Raw genomic sequence first — 20,905 nt, 5'->3', positions numbered from 1 at the left:
CTACTCAGGTAGTTCTCCCCGTGCCGGAGCAAAAGGGGCAAGCCGGGAGCCTCTGCCAAACTGCTGTACTCGACATCATAGCCAAAACCAGGCGAAGCCTTCCCCCTTCATCGGATTTCCACGACCCCTGAATCCTTACATATCTTTATTGGGTATTATATAAGGACTCAGCCTTATTTTGCTCTGATTATAACGATAATTACACAAAACTATAGTAATACAGAGATATTACATGTACGATGAAATACACGGCTTGCTGTTAGGCTAACCTTGAACCCCCGACTCCGCACGTCAAATTGCAGCATGTCAAGTCGTACCCCAATCCTGGGTAGCTTGGTGTACGTTTGACATATATAGCGCTACGCGCTATGCAATAGGCAATAGGCAATAGGCAATAGTGAAGAAAAAAGCTTACCGTACAAGAGATTGTAAACAGGAGTGAATTTCCCCACACCCCATACCCCACACCCCATACCCCACACCCTACACCCTGTCTCCTTTTTAGCTGTCTTACCCGCCCCTTGAGTCCTGAAGCCTTCTTAGGTTAGATTAGGGTATGAATTTGGATGTCTCAGAGGCTTGAATCTCCTGGGCTACGACGGCTAACACCGCATCATGAATCGCCCCGTTACTGGCAATAATCCCCTGATTGTTGAACAGCTTAGTTCCACAGGCAAAGTCTAAGGGTTTACCATACATATCGGTGACTCGTCCCCCAGCTTCTTCCAAGATAACCACACCAGCCGCATGATCCCATATATTTTGCCGTTTGGAGGACTCTAGGGGAAACGGTAAGCGGATGTAGAGATCGGCTTCCCCTCGTGCAATAATGCCGTATTTGACCATGGAATCAATCTGGAGGGAGGGGGTTGTAAAACCTAGGGATTGAGTGATAGCCGCTTGCAATTCGGGGTTCCCATGAGACGATTCTACACTTTTGACTAATCGAAGCGACTCAATGCGATCGCAGTCATTGACACGGATCGTCTGAGGTTGACCTCCGGCGAGGGGGATTAAGGTTGTCCCTTGTCCTTTTACACCGACAAACAGAACGCCGCGATCGCCATCCGGTTGATGGGGATGAATCGGAATCGCCGGACATCCTAACACCCCCAGTTTCACCTCCCCGTCTTCAATTAACGCTAAGGCGATCGCGTAATTGTCACCCCGGACATAACCTTTTGTCCCATCAATCGGATCAAGTGTCCAATAGCGATCTGCCACTTGACCCGTACCCCGATCAATCCAGGTAATAATCGTTTCCGGTGTCGCCTCAGCAATCTGGGATTTAACATAATGAGTTACCCCTGTCAACTGTTGGGTCATCGCTGGTTGTCGCAACAAGCTAGAGTTTTCCTCACCCACGATGGAATCACCCGGAAACGCCTCGGCTAATACCCGACATATAACCGCTTGTGTGCCAAAATCAGCCACAGTCACCGGAGAGCGATCGGGTTTGGTTAGGGTTAAGGAACCCTCTTCCTGACGCACTTGTTCACATAATTGAGCCGCAGCCGTTACAGCTTGGATGGCAACTTGTTTTTCTCGCTGGTAGGACATGGTTTATGCTGAGATCCTATCTTGACCCCGTTAGTATAGAGGTTGTTCGCTCTAAATAGGTTAAGGAGAATGTCGCTGACCTTAAGAAGAATGTCACTGACTTAAGCGTTTGTAGTGAGCGCTTTAGCGCTTGAGGCACTAAAGTGCCGACTACGAACTCATATTATTTCAGTGCTATTCACCTTAATCGGTAAGTCTTTGAACCCGTTTTAACGGGTTTAAGCTTTTAGCCCCAACTTTAGTTGAGGGCTTAAGGAGCGTGCTTAAATTGTCTCTGATTGTTCCATTCCCTGAGTGTCTTGACTAGAACTATCAGAATCAGCATCAGTATTAGCAGCGATAGCCAAAGTATTCTGGGATTTTTTTTCATTCAAAGGATTGGAGAAAAAATCTCCCGTCTGAGGCGGTAACGTGGGGTCAAGTACAATTTCCGCCAAACTTTTCACCACACCCGTCACCGGAATCGCCAGAATGACGCCCAAGATTCCGCCAATTTTAGCCCCCAATAACAGAGACGTTAGAATAATCACGGGCGATAAACCCGTTAAATTGCCCATAATTCGGGGAGCAATTATATTATCTTTCACCTGTTGCAAGGCAACAGATAATCCCAAGACTTCCAAGGCTAACCACCAATCAATAAAGGCGACAACAATGACCACGGTAGCAATTCCCAGAGTGGCACCAACAAAGGGAATAATCTCCATAAAGCCGATAAAAACAGCAAACAGCAGAAAAAACGGCACTTGTAATAAACGGAAGCCCAAGGTTAATGTTGTTGCCATAAATAACCCCAGCAAGAGTTGACCCGATACAAACCGCTGAAGATTGCGTTGCAGTGCTTGAGTTAATCCATAACGGATTTTGGTAGAGACAATACTGGTAATACCGCGCCATAGTCGTTCACCATCAATGAGCATATAAAACGAAAGGACGAGGACTAAAATGAAGTCGATAAACCAGCTAAATGTCCCCACAACTAAGCCCAAACCCGTTGACGCGATCGCTTCGGCTTGAGCTTGAATACGTGCCAACATTTGAGACCCTAAAATTCGCACATCAAAGGGCAAATTATGTTCCATACTCCACGCTTGAAAGTCCACCAATTGCTGTTGACCTTGTTCGAGTAATTCGGGGAACCGAGTCACTAATTGCCGTCCTTGATTAAATACGGGTGGTGCTAGGGTGAGGGCAATGAAGACAACAAAAACCGCCGCGACTAAATAAACCAAAATCGCCGCCACTGTTCGAGGTAAGAAGGGTCGCAGTACCCGAACGGCATAGTTGAGCAAAAATGCAATTAGAGATGCCGTGAGCAAAATACTAATGATTTCGCCCACATAACTCAGCGCACTCAGCGTAACCCAACCTGTTACTAACACCAGCAACCATGTGATTAGAACTTTTTGAATGGGTGAAAATATAGAATTCATCGCAGTTTTCTGGTTAGCAAAACCTGGCATCCACCTTAAAGGGTTTAACTTCAGACGATAGAATTGTCAACGGGTACACATTTGTGGATGTCATGATCCCAATACCTTAGTTCCAGTGGTTAGGAACTTAGGCGGGTCAACAAGACTTTCGGTTTCCCGCCAGCCGTGTTCTCTCCCTAAGGTGAGTGTGGGATAGTTGACTATCATCACGTCGCCATTGAGTCAAATAAGACCCCAAACTTAGGGTAGCAGGTTAGCGATCAACTTTCAGGTCTAACTGGAGTTCATAACTTTCCTGGTGCTTTATGAGAGATTTTCTCTCCTAATGAGATTGTCAACGACTCTAGGTTGAGAGATAATTAAGTAGAGAAATGTGGGGAAGGTTTGCTCCATTTATAACTTAAGCAGGTCATGCTTAAGAGGGATGATTTTAGGAGTAGATTGTGATGGGCGTTTTAAAGCAAAATTATTGGGCGGCATAGAACCAAGTTCAATGATCTCGGAAATCGGGGTTATTTGCTCCAAGGGATAATTTATTTGTTACCCTAATCAATAGATGAAGTTGGATAGAGCGGCTTGACTGTAGCGAATAGTCCCCCTAGCCAGAAGTCAGGAGTCATGTATAGACGCAATATCTGGCGTCTGTCAAACTTCTGTTGTCATGCCGAGGTACAACTGATTTGAAGGGTTGGTAAATTTACGCCATGCTGTGCTAAGGAACAAAAGAGTGCCATTGATACTAAATCGGGTTAAATCTCTAATGAGTTGAGGACTGAATTAAGTCTATGCTATAAATAGAGTCTTTGAAATCTTATTGGGTGGAGTAAATCAAGTAGAATGAAACAAGTGGGAACTCATCTGGTCGTTGACGCATGGGAAGCGCCTGAAGACCTTCTCAATGATCCTGAGGGAATTCGCCGCGCCTTAATTGATGCGATTTCTGTTGGAGAAGGCACTCTAATTGATTTATGTGTACACCAGTTTAGTCCCCACGGAGTCACGGCGACAGCGACATTGGCGGAGTCTCATATTGCCATCCATACCTGGCCCGAACATGGTTATTTTGCCGCTGATTTATTTTTTTGCGGGTGCGGTAAGCCAAAGGAAGCCATGAAACTGTTACAAACAGCGCTCCAAGCTAAGCAGGTGCGAATGAGAGAAATTGTACGCGGTTTTGAGAATATGCCGGACATTCAGGAGCGAATTGAGGAGTCAGTCTATCAGATGGTGAGTTGATATCCTCCCCCACAAGCCCTAATTAGGGGCTGCTGAATAAGTGTTGTGGGAAGGGGGAGCTGGGGGAGCAAGGGTACATTTTCGGTGAGCAAGGTGATGCCATACTTATGAAGGATGCTACGCCATTTCCTAGAAGAAAACCCTCTGTAAATAAAGTTTGGGAGTTGTGCAGCAAGTTCTAATTAGGTATAGTGGGGGATTACGAGGTTGAGTAGAGTCACCTGGGAGGAAAAACCATGTTCGAGACAATTATTGTGTTTGTCTTGGGTTTGACCCCCCCACTGCTTTCGATATGGGTGATGCATAGAGCAAAGGAACAAGCGCAAATCCGGTTAAGAAACTCGATTCAAGCATCAACAACGGCTAGGGTACTGCCAAGAAATCCATTACCGCCTGATCAATATTATCTGGAAGGGGTTGGTTATTTAATTGGTGATATTACCTGTCGATTTAATGCTCGTTCGGCTTATATCCGCTGTGCGGTGAATCCGTTAGGTCCTTGTGATAACTGTTGCGACTACCAACCCAGGGAATCTTAGTTCATTGTTTCTCTCGAAAGTAAGTGGTAGCCAATTGAGTGATGTCTTGAATTTCACTTAAATCAGGACTCTGAATTTGACTATCCATTCCTAGCCAGAGCAGATATTCAATATTACCCGCAGGACCCGTAATAGGTGACCACGTTAAGCCTTGATAGACCCAACCTAAATTCTGGGCGGCTGGTAAAATTTTTGCGATCGCGCCAGCCTGATCCTTAGGATCGCGCACTACGCCCTTTTTGCCAACCCGTTCTCGTCCCACTTCAAACTGTGGCTTCACCAGTAACACCACCTCACGCGGCGTTTGTAGCAGGTTCCATAAGGCTTCTAGGATTTTTGTCAGGGAAATAAACGAGACATCGACAACCCCTAAATCTGGATAAATCTCCTCCTTATCCTCCTCGTCTATTCCGAGGGGTTCTCCATATAAATCAGCAGGTTGCAAATAACGTAAATTCGTGCGTTCCTTCAAAATCACCCGGTCATCATTTCGCAATGTCCAAGCAACTTGTCCATACCCCACATCAACACCGTAAACCCGTTTTGCCCCCTTTTGCAGTAAGCAGTCGGTAAAGCCTCCCGTGGAAATACCGCCATCTAAGCAAATACGTCCGGCTACCGCTATACCAAACTCGTCTAAGGCTTTGACTAACTTTTCCCCACCTCTAGAAACATAAGGGGATTTTTCTTTGATTTTAATCTCGGCGGTTGTCTCTATTTCAGTTCCCGGTTTATCCACAAGCTGTTGATTAACCCGCACTTCTCCCGCCCGAATCAGCCGTTGTGCCTGTTGTCGGGATTCACATAAGTTAAGGTCTACTAATAAGGTATCTAGTCGTTGTTTCAAAGTAAGGGTTTGAGGCTTATTAACATTTATTAGTACAGTGTACAGAATTTATGTCCAGGTACTTACTCAATCCGGTTTCCTAGAATGGACAAGATTAAATTTGGATGTTCAAACTCTTCTTTATCCAACGGCTTGATAATTTTGGCAAGTTTTTATTCATTTTTTATTGATTTATTTATCAAAATTCAAACAACTCCGATTATTCTTTAACCAAAGTCAGCGGTTCTTTGATCTGCCAGGTTTTGTCCTGAGAAAGTTCCAGCAAAGACTGATGGTAATTTGCCAACGTCGAGCGATGCCCCACACTCAAAAAAGTAGTCCCTTTCGCCTGCAAATGGTGATATAACCGTTCCTCATTCCCCAGATCCAAAGCACTGGTTGCTTCGTCCAGAATAGCGTACTTGGGTTGGTTCAGCAGCAACCGGGCAAAGGTTAGCCGTTGTTGTTCGCCCAAAGAGAGGACATCTGCCCAATCCTGTTCGGCATCAAACCCGCCAAATCGTTCATCTAAACCCGCTAAATTCACCTGCTCTAAAACTTGCTGCAACTGTTGCTCCTCAACTTCAATGTCGGTGTTAGGATAGAGTAATTGATCGCGGAGAGTACCCAGTACCATGTAAGGACGCTGGGGCAAAAATAGAATCTGATCAGCTTCAGGACGAATAATCGTACCCTTACCAGAATCCCATAATCCCGCGATCGCTCTTAGCAGTGAACTCTTGCCACAACCACTGGGTCCCATGACTAAAAGCCCTTCTCCAGTCGGTAACTCTATTGACAAATCTTCCACCAACGTCCGTTGATAATTAGGAGTTTGCAGGCTCAGGTGTTCAACTGCCAGCCGCTCTGCCTCAACCCTCTGAATCTGTGGCTTCTGCTCATCCGATACCTGGGTTGCTTCTGTCTGTTCTAAAAACTCGGCAAAGGTATAGAGACGGTTAATTCCAGCGCCAAAGGTGGTTAATTGCTGGAAACGAGCAACCACAACATTGAGGGAGAAGAAGACGCGGATAAAGGCTCCCTGCGCCTCAGACACTTTACCCACCTCCATAACTCCTGCAAAAATCGCCGGGGCAACCACTAGGGCAGGTAGGATAAAGGGGATGAACTCATAGGCATTGGTGAGAATATTTAAATTCAACTCCCAAACCAGCAGCCGTTTGACATTCTCAAAGACATCAAAAAACCGCTGCTTAACCTGATTCGACTCCTGCTCCTCCCCCTGGTAAAACGCGATCGCTTCGGCATTTTCCCGAATTCGTACTAAGCTAAACCGGAGATTCGCTTCCCGCTTGAGTTGTTCAAAGTTGAGTCGCACCAGGGGCTTACCAAATACGAACGTCGTCACCAGCGTTCCGATTAGAGCATACAGCACCAGAAAAAACACTAGGGGTTTAGAAATGCCCCAGAGTACACTGCTAAACGCAATCACCGACAGCACCGACTCCACCAACACCAGTAAGAAGGTGAGAGACTCTTGGGTAAAACTCCTGACATCCTCGGCAATCCGCTGATCTGGGTTATCAATCTCGGTTGTACCAATATGCAGGTTGTAATAGGCGCGATCGCGAAAATAGTTATCCACGAATCGATGGGTGAGCCATTTGCGCCATTGCAGGCTGAGGCGATCACGCAGATAGGTATAGCCCGCCAATAGAGGTGCATAGATCACCAACACGCCGATGAAAATAATCACGGTTTGCCAGAAGCGGGCTTCATCTTGGGCGGAAAGGGCTGAGATTAATACCCCTCGCTTGTTATTGAGTAGGACACTCAATCCCGTATAGGCTAGCAGAAACAGCACCACACTCAGGAGTAACCCTCTGGCAAGCCATTTCTCATCCCCTAACCAATAAGACTTTGCGATCGTCCAAAATTGCTGGAATACCTTGAAATTCAATCGATCCATCGGCTTGTTTGGGTGACAACTCGGTCTGCTAGACGATAATCAGTAAAGGCAAACCTGGGTAAAATCTGCTCAAATACTGATGTAACTCATCTCTAAGCAATTGTTAAATTATGCTACAAATTTCTAATACTGTGAGTATTCCAGAGGATGAGATTGACATGAGTGCGATGCGCTCTCAAGGGGCAGGGGGGCAAAATGTAAATAAAGTGGCGAGTGCCATTCACCTGCGCTTTGACATCCAGGCTTCCTCACTGCCCGATCGCTACAAGGAGCGGCTGCTGAAACGTTCCGATCAGCGTATTAGCAAAGACGGGGTGATTATCATCAAAGCCCAAAAACACCGCAGCCAACAGCAGAATCGGGAAGAAGCGCGGCTGCGATTGCGAGAGTTGATTAAGAGTGCGATCGCGCTTCCCAAACGCCGTAAAAGGAGCAAGCCCACTCGAAGTTCCCAACGGAAACGTCTGGATAGCAAAAATAGGCGATCGCAGATCAAAGCGATGCGACGAAAAGTAACCGATGAATCATCATGAATTCTATTGATCTGGCATTTACCCCAGCATTGGAGCAGGCGCGGCTAATTCGCGATAAGGTGATTTCTCCCCTAGAACTCACCCAGCTATATCTGGAGCGTATTCAACGACTGGATAGTTCCTTAGTTGGCAAGCTCCAAGGCAGATAGCAGGGGAAAAGGGAACGATGACTGTTTAGGCGGACATGATATAACTTGGATTAATCGGCGATCGCTTCACCTGTACCAAAACCTGTAAACTGACGCACTTCAGGTTCATGGAAAGCCAAAACGATATCTTGTTTGGGTACTCCCATAGCGACTAATCGGTTGGCAAAACCTTCTTCTGTACCATCATGCTGAATCCAAACTTTTCCACCCTTGATATCAACATGCAGAATACAGCCAAAATCACGTTTATTCCCACGCCAACCAACATACAGTAGTTGATAGTGATCCTGCTGTGTATCAAAAACAGTTTGGACTTCATATTCCGGGGCAGTTCTTTGCCGCGCAGCACGCTCGGCACGTTCGGAAAGAAGATGTCGGATATACTGGCGATATTGCTCTACAGCCATTGCACTATCACCTCCTTTTTCACATCGTAAATCACCAATCGGACTTGATACCGCTCAACTGCTGCCATAATGAAGCGTCGCTGGAAGAAACTTTCATAAATTGGCTCTCGCACAGCTAGATAAAGTTGGCGATCGGGTTCAATCCTTGCTAGTGCATCTCGGTAGTTTAGAAATTGACCCAATGCCGTATGAAAATCTGAAACATTGGACGTGCTGATAAAGCTTTTTACTTCTACAGCAATTTTCTGATTTTCTCGTTCTGCTGCTAACAATTGCTCCGCTGCCAAATCAATCTCAAAATCCACATCGTCGATACTAACTTCGTAAGGATCAGCCGTAATTTTCCAGTTTTCCTTTTCTAGAGCAGTTCTAACAACATCATGGAATCTATCTTTCACCATACGAACTTTCCCAAGCGGATTGACCCACTGTTTCTCGCTCAAATATAGCGCTACGCGCTAGGCTTTCGTGCAATAGGCAACACCTCGACTTCGCTCGGTGTGTCATAGGCAATAGTGAAGAAAAACACTGACTCATCAAGGGATTGAGCGATTGAGGTATCCCAATTTAAATGCCGAACAGCTTATCACAACAATCCCCGATAATGAACAAAAACTAAAATAGCTGCCCAGGAACCCAAGGCGACTTTTACGGCGACAAGGATATTGAGCAGGGGAATAATCCCGCCACTGAGCAGTTTGCCTAACTCTCCGTGGGGTAACTCGCCTCCAACTAGCGTGACCACTGCCAGGACAATGAAAACCAGCACCGAAACCTTCTCCCATCTAGAGGCGTGCCAACGCTTATAGATGTCCTGCATCCACTCCGTTGATGAAGTAATCGCCACCAAACCGATCGCGGTTCCCCCAGCTACCCCAGCGGCAAATCCACCACCAGGGCTAAGATGTCCCCGAATCGCGAGTTCGATACCCACCAAGGCGGAAATAGTTGCTCCCAGACGCGCCAAAATCATCGAGGGTTGATCGGTAAATTGATAGACGGTGCAGAACGGCTTTTCATCCGCCAGCAGAAACCGCACACCCATAATCGCGATCGTAAATACCACCACTTCAAAGATCGTGTCATACAACCGATTCCGGAAAATGATACCCGAAACCACATTGGACACGCCACTGTCTTCTACAACGGCTTCGACGATAGAGATATCCGACAAATCCGGTGCCGAATTGGACATATTGGGCGTGATCAGGAATATGACGTACAGCGCTATCCCCGCTGCAATGTAAACCCATTTCATTAATGTTTCTCCCCTGAATCTGGTGTATTGATATAGGTTAAATGTGTCGCGGGTGACGACAGTTCGGTTCGTATGATGTCATAGAGACGTTGAACCCGAGTCGCGGTGTGATAAGATGGCGTCTCAGACTCAGGTACTGTCGGGTCTTGAGGCTCCAGTTCTGATAAGTGCGATCGCGTACAGGTGGCATGAACTTCTTTCTCCATCAGCGCCCGATGCAACGCCTGCTGATCCGTGTACGGGACTACCTCTACACGCATATAATGTTTGCGAAAAATGGTGCGTAAATCATCCATCAGTTGCCCAAAATGATGGCTCTCATCGTTCGTAGTCGGCGCTAAAGCGCCACCGTCTTCAAGTACACCCAGACGCAGGGTTAAGGATGAACGCACCGCCACCGCATACAGCGTAATCGCCAGCATAGTACCCACCAAAGCTTCGGTCAACGCCACATCTGCCGCTCCCAACACTGCATAAACTAATGCCGCCACTGCTCCCAAAATGCCCCGAATTACCAAAGCATGGTAAGGATTCACCTGAAAAACTAACATACAAGAAGCCAAAGGCAGCAGAGCGATAATCACATAGAGATCACTCTGATTCATAGTCTAATTCCTCCCCACTACTTGAACAGTACGCCAACACATACCCCAGCACCGTATTCCAAATCGCCAACGAAATAATGGCAAGAATCAGTAGGGGCCACTCACTGGGTATTTTTAGCAACAATCCGACGATAATACTCATTGAGCCAAGAGTATCTGCCACCGAAAGAGTATGCAGTTTGAATAATACCGATCGGTGACCAATCAAGGGAAAAGTTCCCCAAAACCAGAAGACAATTCCTAACCCGATACAGATATAACTAAGCACGTTGATCATAATAGGACTCTTCTGCTAAATCACTCATGCGTTTCAGGATATGTGCCAACAACATTAATCCGGCATTTCCCACACTTAGAATAATCACCCCTACGACTCCGATCATCCAGTCATCCCGTATGACAGAAACAACCAGAATCATAATTGAGGTTTTGGTAGCAATACTGGCAAATGCCAACATTTTTTGCCAAATATCATCATCCTGCCATGCCTCATACATGGGGATAAGTAGCGCCAAAATCATGCTAATTAAAATCAAATTCATGTTCGTCTTCTCCGGCTAATTCTGTGGACTTCATACGACCCTTCCTCGTGGTATTTTAAAACAATGGTTTTGGGTGTAAACGTAATTAAAAATATATCGAGAAAAATTAGTCCAGGTGTACGCTGGGGTTTGACTCGTTCCAGAATTACATCTTCGTACTTATGAGGACGGAACATAATTTCAAATGCCTCAAAATACGCCTGGGGAATCGCCACAAGTACCTCCCCCAGCACCCGCAACCAATCCTTTAAGGATTCCGGAGTTTTGGGGCGTCCCGGCAAGAGAAAGGCAATGGCGATGCCAATGATGATATTTGGTACACTCAGACTAGCGGTGAGCAAAAACCAGATGGTTAATCGCAATATCAAATTCAGATGTCCAATCATATTTTGTCATTGGTCATTGGTCATTGGTCATTGGTCATTGGTCATTTGTAAGAGTTTGAGATTAAGCGAATACCATCCCAAACAGCAGCAGCAACATTAAACTCATCAGCCCAATCAGATGATCGAATTGCTCAAGCATACGAGGGAGTTTGATGGCAAGTCGTTTGAAAATCAAAAAATATGCCAACCATCCAAGTGCGATAGTGACTAGGGGTTTCACGATATTCTTAACCGTATACGCCTCGTAATACACAGCATTTGCTAAAATTAAACCCCCAATTAATATAATCATGGCTAACCAGAAACTGGGCTTGACATTTCCCTCTCCTTGTGAATCGTGAGGCAAGAAAATGAATTTGGCAAAGGATATTGCTGTTCCCAAAGCCGCAATATTCATGCCAATCACTTGCCAGGGCAAAAGATTTTTCATCGTCAAAACCTTCGCCCCAAAGCCAGACAATAGGGGAAAACCTGAGATAGAGAAACTAGCGATAACTAAAGCAATCCAAATTGAGGTATTAATCGGCTTATGGTGTAGTTCTTTGAGGTTACGGCTGGGTAAGGTTCCCGCGATTAAGAACAGCGCTGATTTGACTAACCCGTGGGTTAGCCCATAAAAACCACCGACTTCGGGTGCTGCTAGGACAAAGCCTAACTGCGAAATCGTGTGAAATGCCAACATTCGCTTGGTATCTTTTTCAAAGACGGCATAACCGACTCCTAGCACCGCTGTGCCTACGCCGAAGATTCTGACAATGGGATCAATCTCTGGCACCATCAAAGCAAAGCGCATCAGGGGAAACACCCCAGCTTTTACCACAACCCCCGATAGCAACGCCGACACCGGTGTCTCGGATTCCGAGTGGGTTAAGGGTAACCACAATCCCGATACAAAGATACCCCCCTTACTCAACAGTCCCAGAAAAATCAGGGCAATTGCCTCGATGGGAGCATTGCTTAACCCCTCATAAGCAAATGAATAATTCGCCTGATACACCAACCCCGCACCCATCAGATAAAACAGCATTGCTACGTTGCTGATCAACAGATAGCGTAACCCCACCCAAATCGAACGGTTCGTTCGGGGATAGGCAATTAACAGAAATGCGGCAATACTAATGACTTCTAACGCCACGTATAAGCTGATGAAATCGGCACAGACAAAGGCGGCATTGACACTGCCATGTAAAATAATCATCTGTGTATAAAAAAAAGCCGTCTTATTGGTGTGCCAACAATAGAGGATAACGGCGGTTGTAACTAGAGCATTGGTGAATATAAAAAAACCGCTCAATTGGTCAGCGATTAAGGTGACACCGAAACTATCCAATAATTGCAGGGTTAATGGCGATTTAGCCATAAATAACTGCGATGCATATCCAGCCGAAACCAGGGCGACGCCCAGTGCGAGATAGCGGTCAAGTTTAGGGAACAGATAAATGCTGAACCCCACAAATAGCGGTAGTGCTATCCAGACAATCGTCAATGTACTCATGGGGTATTTTGCTTCTCAATCTCGCTGCTTTCTAAGGTGGGATGATCCCGTGCTAGCTTCATCACACCGACTAGCATCAGAGCTTGAATCGAAAAGCCGATCACAATCGCGGTTAAGATCACCGCTTGGGGAACTGGATCAGAGTAAGCGCCATTTTCGACGTGGGAAATAATCCCATTTTCGACGGGAATAATCGGTGTGAATAAGGCTTCTCCTTTTCTGGATGCGATCAGCACGTAATAGGCAATAACCCCCGTACTCATCACATCCATGGAGATGATCTTCATCACCAGGTTTTTTTTCAGGATGATGCCGAAAAATCCGCACAGGATGGTGGCAAATATGCAGGCTTCTAACACGGGTATGCTGTCCTGGAAAAAGGTGCTAAAACATATATAGCACGTTTTAATAGTGCTAACCAAGGCTGACACTATTGGAAAGTGTCAATGCCAATTATAGACTCATGCCACAGCAACGGATTGATTGGAGCAGGGGAAGCTGGGGGAGCAGGGGAAGCAGGGGAAGCTGGGGGAGCTGGGGGAGCTGGGGAAGATGGGGAAGATGAGGAAGGTGAGGAAGGTGAGGAAGGTGAGGAAGATGAGGAAGATGGGGAAGATGAGGAGTTATTTGGATTTGTTAATAATCCAATGATGGGAATTGTTAATTAAATGTACTAAACCACTGAGAACTTGATTATAAGTCCCATAGAGTTCTCTTCCTTGTTCTAAATCTAAATACTGACATTTGACAGCAAACTTTATCCAGACTTGAGTTTCAGCCGATTCAGCTTCACTATCATTCAATTTGGCAACAAAAGCCGCCTCATAGCGACGTTTCCTCCATGCTTCTGCCAGATTAGCACAAACAGCACAAACAGAACGTGAAGAACGACGAATCTGATCAGTTAATGAATAGCGTTCTTCTACAGGAAACCGTTTAGAAAGTTCAAAGATTTTCATTGCCACGTCAAATGCCATTTGATACACAGCTAAATCTTCATGACTTTTAACCAGTTCTTTCCTTTTTTTCCGTTCTTCCATATTGACCCTATCTCCTCATTTTCCAGACGCACCATGGCACATCTCCCTCATCTCCCCCATCTCCCCTATCTCCCCTATCTCCCTCATCTCCCTCATCTCCCCCATCTCCCCCATCTCCCTCATGCCAATACCATCTTGAATAGAAGAATCAACGCTAGACTCATCACCCCCATGAATCCAATCAGATGCTCCAATTGCTCAAGCATACGGGGGAGTTTGAATACCACTCGTTTAAAAATCAAAAAATATGCCAACCAGCCAACGGCGATGATTGCCAGGTTTTTGGTGATATTTGCTAGGGTGTATCCTTCTAAATACATCCCGCTTGCGGCAATCAGCGCACTGAGCAGTAGTAGGATTGGAGTCCAGAAACTGGCTCGAACAGGCTTCCCTTTCCCATGGGGCAGAAGGATGAATTTGGCATAAACAATCGCGGTTCCCACCGCCCCCAGGTTCATGAGTATCTCTTGCCAAGGTAGGACGTTTTTCAACGTTAGTACCTTTGCGCCAAAGCCGACGAACAAGGGAAAGCCAGAAATTGAGAGGCTAGCCATGACTAGGGCAATCCAGAGTCCAGTATGCATGGGCTGCTCTTTAAGTTCCTTAAAGTTTCGGCTGGGTAAGTTACCCGCGATCAAAAACAGCGTTGATTTCGCCAATCCATGGGCTAGGGCAAAAAAACCACCAACTTCTGGTGCAGCGAGTATCCAGCCTAATTGGGAAACGGTGCTAAACGCTAGCGTGCGTTTGGTATCTCTTTCAAAGACGGCATACCCGACTCCCAGCAGTGCAGTTCCCACACCGAAAAGTCTGATAATGGGATCGATCGCCTCCACCATCAAGGCAAAGCGCACCAGGGGAAACACGCCTGTTTTCACCACCACCCCCGATAGCAGTGCAGATACGGGTGTCTCGGATTCCGAGTGGGTCAAGGGTAACCACAATCCCGATACAAAGATACCCCCTTTACTCAACAGTCCCAGAACGATCAGGGCAATTGCCTCAATGGGTGCATTACTCAACCCCTCATAAGCAAAGGAATAATTCGCCTGATACACCAACACCGCACCCACCAGATAAAACAGCATTGCCACATTGCCGACAAACATATAACGTAAAGCCACCCAAATCGAACGATTGGTTCGGGAATAGGCAATTAACAGAAATGCGGCAATACTAATGACTTCTAACGATACGTATAAGCTGATGAGATCGGCACAGAGAAAGGCGGCATTAACACTGCCATGTAAAATAATCGTCTGTGTATAAAAGAAAGCTGACTTATTCGTGTGCCAACAATAGAGAATAACGGCGGTTGCTACTAGGGCATTGGTCAATATAAAAAAACCGCTCAATTGGTCAGCGATTAAGGTGACGCCGAAACTATCCAATAATTGCAGGGTTAAGGGCGATTGAGCCACAAATAATAACTGCAACGCATAGCCAACCGAAGCTAGGGAAACGCCCAATGCCAGATATCGGTCAAGTTTGGGGAACAGATAAATGCTGAACCCCACAAACATCGGTAGTGCGATCCAGGCAATCGTCAATGTACTCATGGGGTATTGAATTTCTCAACCTCGCTGCTTTTTAAGGTCTGATGATGCCGTGCTAGCGTCTTTTTTAAGATGATGCTGAAAAATCCGCCCAGAATAGTGGCGAATAGGCAGGCTGCTAACACGGCTATGCTTTCCGGTGAAAAGGTGCTAAAACATTTATAGCACGTTTTAATAGTGCTAAAAAAGGCTGACACTATTGAAAAGTGTCAATACAGACGATAGACTCATACCACACCAACGGCTTGGTTTGAGCTTGGGAGCGACATGATAAAACATGCAATAGCCGGATTAAAGAACCGATTCGTGGCAAATCAATACTTAACCTCAGCCCTGAGTCGCCGAATACCGTTGGCGGCTGCCGAAGGAGTGAAGGCGTACCGTCGGAACCTGTCTACTCTTGCGATCAGGACACTAAAACCGTGACCATTTTGGATGTATCAACACCGTTTCAATTGGTTGGACGGCAAGCGCAATTCCAGCGAATTACTCAGGTTTTAGCCCATGAGGGCAACCTGTTGATTGTAGGAGTACCGGGAAGTGGACGGCGGAGTCTGGTACGACGGGCGGCTCGGGAAGTTGGTGTGAAAATCTTGGAAGTTGACTGTATACGGGTTACTGATGGTCAGCGCTTCGTGCAATTGCTGTGCGAGAGCATCAATCAGACGTTTCTAAGTGCAACGGCTCACGCTCTCATGCAAGAGTGGATTGAACACAAGGCGGCTGAATTATTTGTCCTCAACGATAACGGACGAGGTAGAGCACAGCTCAAACCTGTTCGGGCAAAGAGTCAAGAGCAGCAATGGAAAGCATTTGAGGGATTACTGGAACTCCTACAAGAATTAGCCGAATCTACAGGTGAACGGGTGGTGCTGATTTTGGAAAGCTTCCCCCACATTCGCTCTTGGGATCGCCATGGGGTGTGGGAAAATTTTTTGAAGCAAGAGATCGAGCGTCAGACTCAGGTGAGTTATGTATTGGTGGCAACGATCGCAGAAATTAGCATTCATCCTGATGAACTGGGGAATAGTTTAGAAATTGTGCAGCTAGCTCCCTTAGCTGATGATGTGGTAGCGGCTTGGGCGCAAGAAGTCTTGCATACCCAAGAGTTGACATTCGATCCGCGATCGCAAGCCTTGGAATTGTTTGTTAATGCGGTACAGGGGCATTTAGGCGATGCTTCCGCACTGGTGCGACGCCTCCAATCGGTGCGAGTGGCTGACGGATTAATTCGCGATCGCCACATTCAGCAGGCAATTCAAGAGCTCTTATCCGACCTATCCATGGTTTTCGAGTCATTACTGATGCTGCTTCCGGCGAATCAGGCGCATCTGTTGGAATCTCTAGCGTTAGATCCGACTGACAAGCCCCAAAGTCGCGATTATATTCACAAACATTACCTATCCAGAGGGGGAAGTCTCCAAGGCGCGATCGCGGGATTACAACACAAAGGCTTGATTTATGGATCAGAGCAAAATTATCGACTGGCTCTCCCTCTATTGGCATTGTGGCTACGCCAGCGCTTGAGTTAATCCTTTTCTGGAGCTAGATCACGGCACGATACTATCGTACCCCTACCCAATCAATTATCCCTGCCTTGGGTTGAAACTGTTGCTGCCCGATTGGATAAGAGTTTTAGTCCATTTTAATGGACTTGAGCTATTAGCCCGGAGTTTGAACTCCGGGCAGGTGTAGGGACTGAATGCTATATTCAGCGTATCAGCGCCTATCTATAAAGGTGGGATTATGACTCAAGAACTAATCGACCTAAGAACTAGCATCGTAGAAGGACGGTATACAGATGCTTTGGTGATTGTGGATGAATTAGAGGGGATGAGTAAACAAGCAATCCTCCGTAATATCGAATCGTTTCTAGTCAGGTTGTTGCTTCACTTGATTAAAAACCAAATTGAGCAGCGTTTAACTAATTCCTGGGTGGCTTCAATTTCCGATTCTCTTCGACAAATTCAAAAATTAAATCTAAAAGCGAATAAAACATCTTACTACATCAAACAAGATGAATGGGAGCCTTTTTTAGAAGAGGCAATTGAGGCGGCAATTCGTCCGGCGAGTGTGGAAGTTATGGAGGGTGCTTATAATTCCTTTCAACTCTCAGAATTGGTGGATAAAACACAGATAATTATCACGGCTCAGAGGTTGCTCGATTTAACCTATAAACATTCGGCAAAAATGTTACCAGCAATTATTGATGAAAGTTTAGTTAAACTACCCGGTGGAGAAGAATGGAAAGAAGGTAATTAATAATAGTTTTACTAAAAAAATAACGCGGTTTCACTTAGTCAATCACACATTTAAGGTTCTTGCATGACTTCTTCAATCGCAGATGCAATTTCTGCAGCCGCCACATCGGCTTGATCAGACTTGGCGTAAATGAGTAGTAGCAAGACACATTGCGGCGACACTAACTGATAAATCAAGCGATACCCACCACTTTTGCCGGCGGGAATATCACTATTCTTTGCCCGCACCTTGAAAACAACATAGTTTGTCCCAGCAATCTGAGCGCCAACAAAATTTCCAGCCTGAAGCTCATCAATTATGGGTTGAATATCCTTACGAATCTGACGATAACGCTTGGAGAGGGATTTCAGCCGACGCTTAAACGGCAACGTAAATCGAACCTCAACAGCCGAATTTTCAGACATCAATTTCATCCCATAATTCAGAGATAGGGAACGTTTGCCCTGCTTTCACATGACGAAGGGAATCCTTCAAATCTGCTAGAATTTGCTCATTAGGTTCTGCTTCATCAATTTGTTCAAGCTCATCGGCACAAGCCTGCAACGATTTTAGAAGCTCTTCCCAAACATTCAGAGGAACTAATACGCCCGTTGTTTCACCATGAGCGTTGGTGACATATTGCACCAGCTCACGAACCTCCGCAATCGTCATTTCACTATCCTCACCGCTACACATAAATAATAGCAATCTGGTTTTCCTGTGTGGTACAACTAAAAAACTCCCGATCATTAATCAGGTCGTGACTTCTTGGTTCTTAACTGATGCAGGGTTTGGCGATCGCTTTCTAAATCGTCTGGGTTGTAGTGAAGGTAAGCCTGGTGGGTTTTGAGAAATTCATCAACTGCCCAACGGGAGGGGAGTTTGAGGAGTTGTCCAACCTGAAAGTGGGTAATGCGTTCGGTGCGATAGGCTTCGATGATTAGGAGTTCGAGTAGGTGACGCTGCAACTGATCGGGTGTTTCGGTAAGTTGCTCGGTGATTTCATCAGGGATATCGATTGTAATTTGCATCGTGACTCTCCTCAATAAGTAGGTGGACACAATAAAAGTTAACTGTGGAGATTGTCATTCGTCCTTTGTCGAAGCGATCGCTCAACCATAACCTGATAGTAATCTTTTGCTCAATTTTAGCGACATCAAGCAAAAGTCACCCATAGCGCATACACAAGTCACACACGCCAAAAGCCTTGCTTTTACTGCATTACTGTAATCTCTCCATATCTCGTTAGCAACGGGTGATTTTTTGGTTCGACCAGCGTTTGATCGGAAGTTTAACCAGTCTGTCTTTGTGAGCTGCTTGCTTTTTTTGCAAATCATTAAAAATAGCTTTCAAATCATATTGAAATGAGCGAGCATATTCTTCTCGATATTGGTGAATTTCTTCCAGAATTTCATTTTTGTACATACCTAAATCTCCTCCTCATATCCGATCAGCTCATACGGTGTGCAAATGATGGGTAAAACATACCCAAGTTGAGAACTAATTTGTGATAGCTTGCGCTGAATTTGAGACAGTTCCATGTTAACAGATAGTCCAATCCATAAACTGTTGCCAATGCTATATGTAGCGCATCATTTGATGCCTTTGATGGAAGATTACTTTGGTTGAGGAATGCTTGGGCAAGCTATAGAGCCTCTTCTGTCAGTTCAAGAAGCATTAACGATTGTAACAAATTTAACCTTCGAGCGGCGATCTCCTGATCTCCCCTAGCTGCCTCATCCTCAACCACTTCTGAAGCATAAAGAACGAATGAACCCCTAAAATCATTCCACCAGTCTTGTGTAATTTTGATGTTGGCTGCAAGAATCAGGTTATCCGTTGGTCTAGCCGTTAAGTGTCCCAAAATGCTAGTTTCAATATATACGGTTTCGATCACGGCAATCTATAAAATTGATTGACTCCTTATCCTACCGCGTTTTATCTTTGTTTCGAGGGTGTTGGGTTTTCTTTCGTCAACCTGACCGACAAAGGTGACGCGATCGCTCTCCCCTTATCCTCTACCTTTCCCTCACATCGGCAAATCTCGCCGAGGATTAAACCGTTCAATTTCTAACAATTTCTGATACAGTTCTCGCGCTTCGGGACTTGGCGTTTTCGGCACCACAATTTGAATTTCAACTAACTGATCACCCCGTTCCCCTTCCAGAGGATACCCCTTATTCGCGAGGCGTAATCGTTGACCAGATTGCACCCCCGCCGGAATATTCATTTTCACTCGCCCATCCAGAGTTGGTACGTCTACAGGCGTTCCTAATACCGCTTCGGCTGCTGTCACAGGTAACTGGCAAATAATATCTGACCCTCTCAGCTTGAAGAACGGATGCGGCGCAACTGTAATAATTAAAAATAAATCTCCACCAGCGATTCCCTGACCCTTGAGGCGCACTCGCTGATTTGTGACCATATTTCCGGGTAATTCAACTTCTAAGGATCGACCATCTTCCAAACGGATTCGCTCAATTCCCCCGGTATAGGCTTTTTCTAATGGCAATGTTAATCGCGCTTCTACATTTTTCGGCTGGGCGCTGGAATTAGCTCTATAAGCTGTTTTCCGGGTTCCAGGGCGAAACGAATCTGAGGACTCAACTCGCCCCCCTGTCCGTTCCGTTCCCATACCAGGACGAGGCGGACGGCGTCCTAGAAGTTGTTCAACAAAGCTGTTAAAGTCACCAAACTCACTATAGTCTACTTCTTGGCTAGAAGTACGCCCCCGACCATTACGGGAGAAGGCGGTTCTCACTGGACTGGTTTTCGCCGCCTTACGGGTAAATCCTTTCTTCTTAAAGAAGTTGCCAACCTGATCATATTGCGATCGCCTGCTTGGATCAGACAGAACTTCGTTGGCTTCGTTAATATCCTTAAACCGTTCCTCAGCCGTCTTATCCCCTGGATTTACATCCGGGTGATATTTACGGGCGAGTCGCCGAAATGCTTTTTTTATCTCATCATTGGATGCATCGGGGGTAACTCCTAAAATCTCGTAATAATTCCGAAAGTTTTGCATTGTTGTTAGTCATTGGTCATTGGTCATTGGTCATTGGTCATTGGTCATTGGTCATTGGTCATTGGTCATTGGTCATTGGTCATTGGTCATTGGTCATTGGTCATTGGTCATTGGTCATTGGTCATTGGTCATTGGTCATTGGTC

The 20,905-nt window shown here is 45.8% G+C and carries 28 protein-coding genes and 1 pseudogene; 8 read left to right on the top strand and 21 right to left on the bottom strand.

Going from position 1 to position 20,905, the window contains the following annotated elements:
• Positions 1-549: 549 nt before the first annotated feature.
• Both RIG66_RS11150 and RIG66_RS11145 read right to left on the bottom strand, forming a co-directional pair.
• Positions 550-1,560, bottom strand: a complete 1,011-nt coding sequence (locus tag RIG66_RS11150; RefSeq protein WP_446377983.1) for a 3'(2'),5'-bisphosphate nucleotidase — start codon at positions 1,558-1,560, stop codon at positions 550-552.
• A gap of 263 nt (positions 1,561-1,823) precedes the next feature.
• Positions 1,824-2,993, bottom strand: coding sequence for an AI-2E family transporter (locus RIG66_RS11145; protein WP_446377981.1), 1,170 nt, complete (start codon positions 2,991-2,993; stop codon positions 1,824-1,826).
• A gap of 837 nt (positions 2,994-3,830) precedes the next feature.
• Between RIG66_RS11145 and speD the strand changes: the two genes are divergently transcribed.
• Complete coding sequence (gene speD, locus RIG66_RS11140) at positions 3,831-4,229, top strand: adenosylmethionine decarboxylase (protein ID WP_006098518.1); 399 nt, start codon at positions 3,831-3,833, stop codon at positions 4,227-4,229.
• Between the two features lie 236 nt (positions 4,230-4,465).
• A complete protein-coding gene (locus RIG66_RS11135) occupies positions 4,466-4,768 on the top strand; it encodes a DUF6464 family protein (protein ID WP_044204624.1) in 303 nt (100 codons plus the stop codon).
• Position 4,769: 1 nt separating this feature from the next.
• On the opposite strand, the gene RIG66_RS11130 is transcribed toward RIG66_RS11135, so the two are convergent.
• Together RIG66_RS11130 and RIG66_RS11125 are read right to left on the bottom strand one after the other, a co-directional pair.
• The gene (locus RIG66_RS11130) at positions 4,770-5,615 is read right to left on the bottom strand and encodes a TlyA family RNA methyltransferase (protein WP_446377978.1); all 846 of its coding nucleotides are present in this window, start codon (positions 5,613-5,615) and stop codon (positions 4,770-4,772) included.
• Positions 5,616-5,814: 199 nt separating this feature from the next.
• On the bottom strand, positions 5,815-7,524 hold the full coding sequence (locus RIG66_RS11125) for an ABC transporter ATP-binding protein/permease (RefSeq protein ID WP_446377976.1): 1,710 nt from the start codon (positions 7,522-7,524) through the stop codon (positions 5,815-5,817).
• A gap of 110 nt (positions 7,525-7,634) precedes the next feature.
• Between RIG66_RS11125 and arfB the strand changes: the two genes are divergently transcribed.
• Both arfB and RIG66_RS11115 read left to right on the top strand, forming a co-directional pair.
• Positions 7,635-8,057, top strand: coding sequence for an alternative ribosome rescue aminoacyl-tRNA hydrolase ArfB (gene arfB, locus RIG66_RS11120; protein WP_446377974.1), 423 nt, complete (start codon positions 7,635-7,637; stop codon positions 8,055-8,057).
• Entirely contained in the window at positions 8,054-8,206 is a 153-nt protein-coding gene (locus RIG66_RS11115) for a hypothetical protein (protein ID WP_446377985.1), read from the top strand. Before arfB ends, RIG66_RS11115 begins: the two co-directional genes overlap by 4 nt.
• A gap of 50 nt (positions 8,207-8,256) precedes the next feature.
• Here the strand turns inward: RIG66_RS11115 and RIG66_RS11110 are convergent, their stop codons facing one another.
• From RIG66_RS11110 to RIG66_RS11070, 9 genes are all read right to left on the bottom strand, one after another.
• Positions 8,257-8,613, bottom strand: a complete 357-nt coding sequence (locus RIG66_RS11110; protein ID WP_446377972.1) for an element excision factor XisI family protein — start codon at positions 8,611-8,613, stop codon at positions 8,257-8,259.
• Positions 8,604-9,014, bottom strand: coding sequence for a XisH family protein (locus tag RIG66_RS11105; RefSeq protein ID WP_446377970.1), 411 nt, complete (start codon positions 9,012-9,014; stop codon positions 8,604-8,606). Before RIG66_RS11105 ends, RIG66_RS11110 begins: the two co-directional genes overlap by 10 nt.
• A gap of 185 nt (positions 9,015-9,199) precedes the next feature.
• A complete protein-coding gene (locus RIG66_RS11100; protein WP_446377968.1) occupies positions 9,200-9,871 on the bottom strand; it encodes a Na(+)/H(+) antiporter subunit B in 672 nt (223 codons plus the stop codon).
• A complete protein-coding gene (locus RIG66_RS11095; protein WP_446377966.1) occupies positions 9,871-10,476 on the bottom strand; it encodes a DUF4040 domain-containing protein in 606 nt (201 codons plus the stop codon). Before RIG66_RS11095 ends, RIG66_RS11100 begins: the two co-directional genes overlap by 1 nt.
• Positions 10,463-10,753, bottom strand: a complete 291-nt coding sequence (locus tag RIG66_RS11090) for a monovalent cation/H(+) antiporter subunit G (protein WP_044204151.1) — start codon at positions 10,751-10,753, stop codon at positions 10,463-10,465. The genes RIG66_RS11095 and RIG66_RS11090 overlap by 14 nt, the downstream gene beginning before the upstream one ends.
• Complete coding sequence (locus tag RIG66_RS11085; protein WP_446377964.1) at positions 10,737-11,018, bottom strand: hypothetical protein; 282 nt, start codon at positions 11,016-11,018, stop codon at positions 10,737-10,739. Before RIG66_RS11085 ends, RIG66_RS11090 begins: the two co-directional genes overlap by 17 nt.
• Positions 11,015-11,404, bottom strand: coding sequence for a cation:proton antiporter (locus tag RIG66_RS11080; RefSeq protein WP_446377962.1), 390 nt, complete (start codon positions 11,402-11,404; stop codon positions 11,015-11,017). Before RIG66_RS11080 ends, RIG66_RS11085 begins: the two co-directional genes overlap by 4 nt.
• Before the next feature lie 61 nt (positions 11,405-11,465).
• Positions 11,466-12,899, bottom strand: a complete 1,434-nt coding sequence (locus RIG66_RS11075) for a cation:proton antiporter (protein ID WP_446377960.1) — start codon at positions 12,897-12,899, stop codon at positions 11,466-11,468.
• Complete coding sequence (locus RIG66_RS11070) at positions 12,896-13,258, bottom strand: cation:proton antiporter subunit C (protein WP_446377958.1); 363 nt, start codon at positions 13,256-13,258, stop codon at positions 12,896-12,898. Before RIG66_RS11070 ends, RIG66_RS11075 begins: the two co-directional genes overlap by 4 nt.
• Positions 13,259-13,345: 87 nt before the next feature.
• On the opposite strand from RIG66_RS11070, the gene RIG66_RS11065 reads away from it, so the two are divergent.
• Entirely contained in the window at positions 13,346-13,567 is a 222-nt protein-coding gene (locus RIG66_RS11065; protein WP_446377956.1) for a hypothetical protein, read from the top strand.
• Here RIG66_RS11065 and RIG66_RS11060 read toward each other — a convergent pair.
• Both RIG66_RS11060 and RIG66_RS11055 read right to left on the bottom strand, forming a co-directional pair.
• Positions 13,523-13,939 (bottom strand): four helix bundle protein, encoded by a 417-nt coding sequence (locus RIG66_RS11060; protein ID WP_446377954.1) that lies wholly within the window; start codon positions 13,937-13,939, stop codon positions 13,523-13,525. The genes RIG66_RS11065 and RIG66_RS11060 overlap by 45 nt on opposite strands.
• Before the next feature lie 119 nt (positions 13,940-14,058).
• Positions 14,059-15,498 (bottom strand): cation:proton antiporter, encoded by a 1,440-nt coding sequence (locus RIG66_RS11055; protein WP_446377952.1) that lies wholly within the window; start codon positions 15,496-15,498, stop codon positions 14,059-14,061.
• Positions 15,499-15,762: 264 nt separating this feature from the next.
• Between RIG66_RS11055 and RIG66_RS11050 the strand changes: the two genes are divergently transcribed.
• The 3 genes from RIG66_RS11050 (at position 15,763) to RIG66_RS11040 (ending at position 17,757) form a co-directional block, all read left to right on the top strand.
• On the top strand, positions 15,763-15,921 hold the full coding sequence (locus RIG66_RS11050) for a hypothetical protein (RefSeq protein ID WP_446377950.1): 159 nt from the start codon (positions 15,763-15,765) through the stop codon (positions 15,919-15,921).
• A complete protein-coding gene (locus RIG66_RS11045; RefSeq protein ID WP_446377948.1) occupies positions 15,918-17,027 on the top strand; it encodes an AAA family ATPase in 1,110 nt (369 codons plus the stop codon). The genes RIG66_RS11050 and RIG66_RS11045 overlap by 4 nt, the downstream gene beginning before the upstream one ends.
• A 214-nt stretch (positions 17,028-17,241) precedes the next feature.
• Positions 17,242-17,757, top strand: a complete 516-nt coding sequence (locus RIG66_RS11040) for a DUF29 family protein (RefSeq protein ID WP_446377946.1) — start codon at positions 17,242-17,244, stop codon at positions 17,755-17,757.
• Positions 17,758-17,807: 50 nt separating this feature from the next.
• On the opposite strand, the gene RIG66_RS11035 is transcribed toward RIG66_RS11040, so the two are convergent.
• From RIG66_RS11035 to RIG66_RS11010, 6 genes and pseudogenes are all read right to left on the bottom strand, one after another.
• Positions 17,808-18,161 (bottom strand): type II toxin-antitoxin system RelE family toxin, encoded by a 354-nt coding sequence (locus RIG66_RS11035; protein ID WP_446377944.1) that lies wholly within the window; start codon positions 18,159-18,161, stop codon positions 17,808-17,810.
• Positions 18,154-18,408 (bottom strand): hypothetical protein, encoded by a 255-nt coding sequence (locus RIG66_RS11030; RefSeq protein WP_446377942.1) that lies wholly within the window; start codon positions 18,406-18,408, stop codon positions 18,154-18,156. Before RIG66_RS11030 ends, RIG66_RS11035 begins: the two co-directional genes overlap by 8 nt.
• Before the next feature lie 77 nt (positions 18,409-18,485).
• On the bottom strand, positions 18,486-18,767 hold the full coding sequence (locus RIG66_RS11025; RefSeq protein WP_446377940.1) for a UPF0175 family protein: 282 nt from the start codon (positions 18,765-18,767) through the stop codon (positions 18,486-18,488).
• A gap of 214 nt (positions 18,768-18,981) precedes the next feature.
• On the bottom strand, positions 18,982-19,161 hold the full coding sequence (locus RIG66_RS11020; protein WP_446377938.1) for a hypothetical protein: 180 nt from the start codon (positions 19,159-19,161) through the stop codon (positions 18,982-18,984).
• 2 nt (positions 19,162-19,163) lie between these two features.
• Positions 19,164-19,633 (bottom strand): annotated as a pseudogene (locus RIG66_RS11015) (type II toxin-antitoxin system VapC family toxin).
• Between the two features lie 132 nt (positions 19,634-19,765).
• Positions 19,766-20,761 carry a DnaJ C-terminal domain-containing protein gene (locus RIG66_RS11010; RefSeq protein WP_446377936.1) on the bottom strand — a complete coding sequence of 332 codons (996 nt, stop codon included), beginning with the start codon at positions 20,759-20,761 and terminating at the stop codon, positions 19,766-19,768.
• Between the last annotated feature and the right edge of the window lie 144 nt (positions 20,762-20,905).

It is taken from the genome of Coleofasciculus sp. E2-BRE-01, from assembly GCF_040221695.1.
Lineage (GTDB): Bacteria > Cyanobacteriota > Cyanobacteriia > Cyanobacteriales > Coleofasciculaceae > Coleofasciculus.
This window is presented reverse-complemented; position numbering and strand designations above follow the sequence as displayed.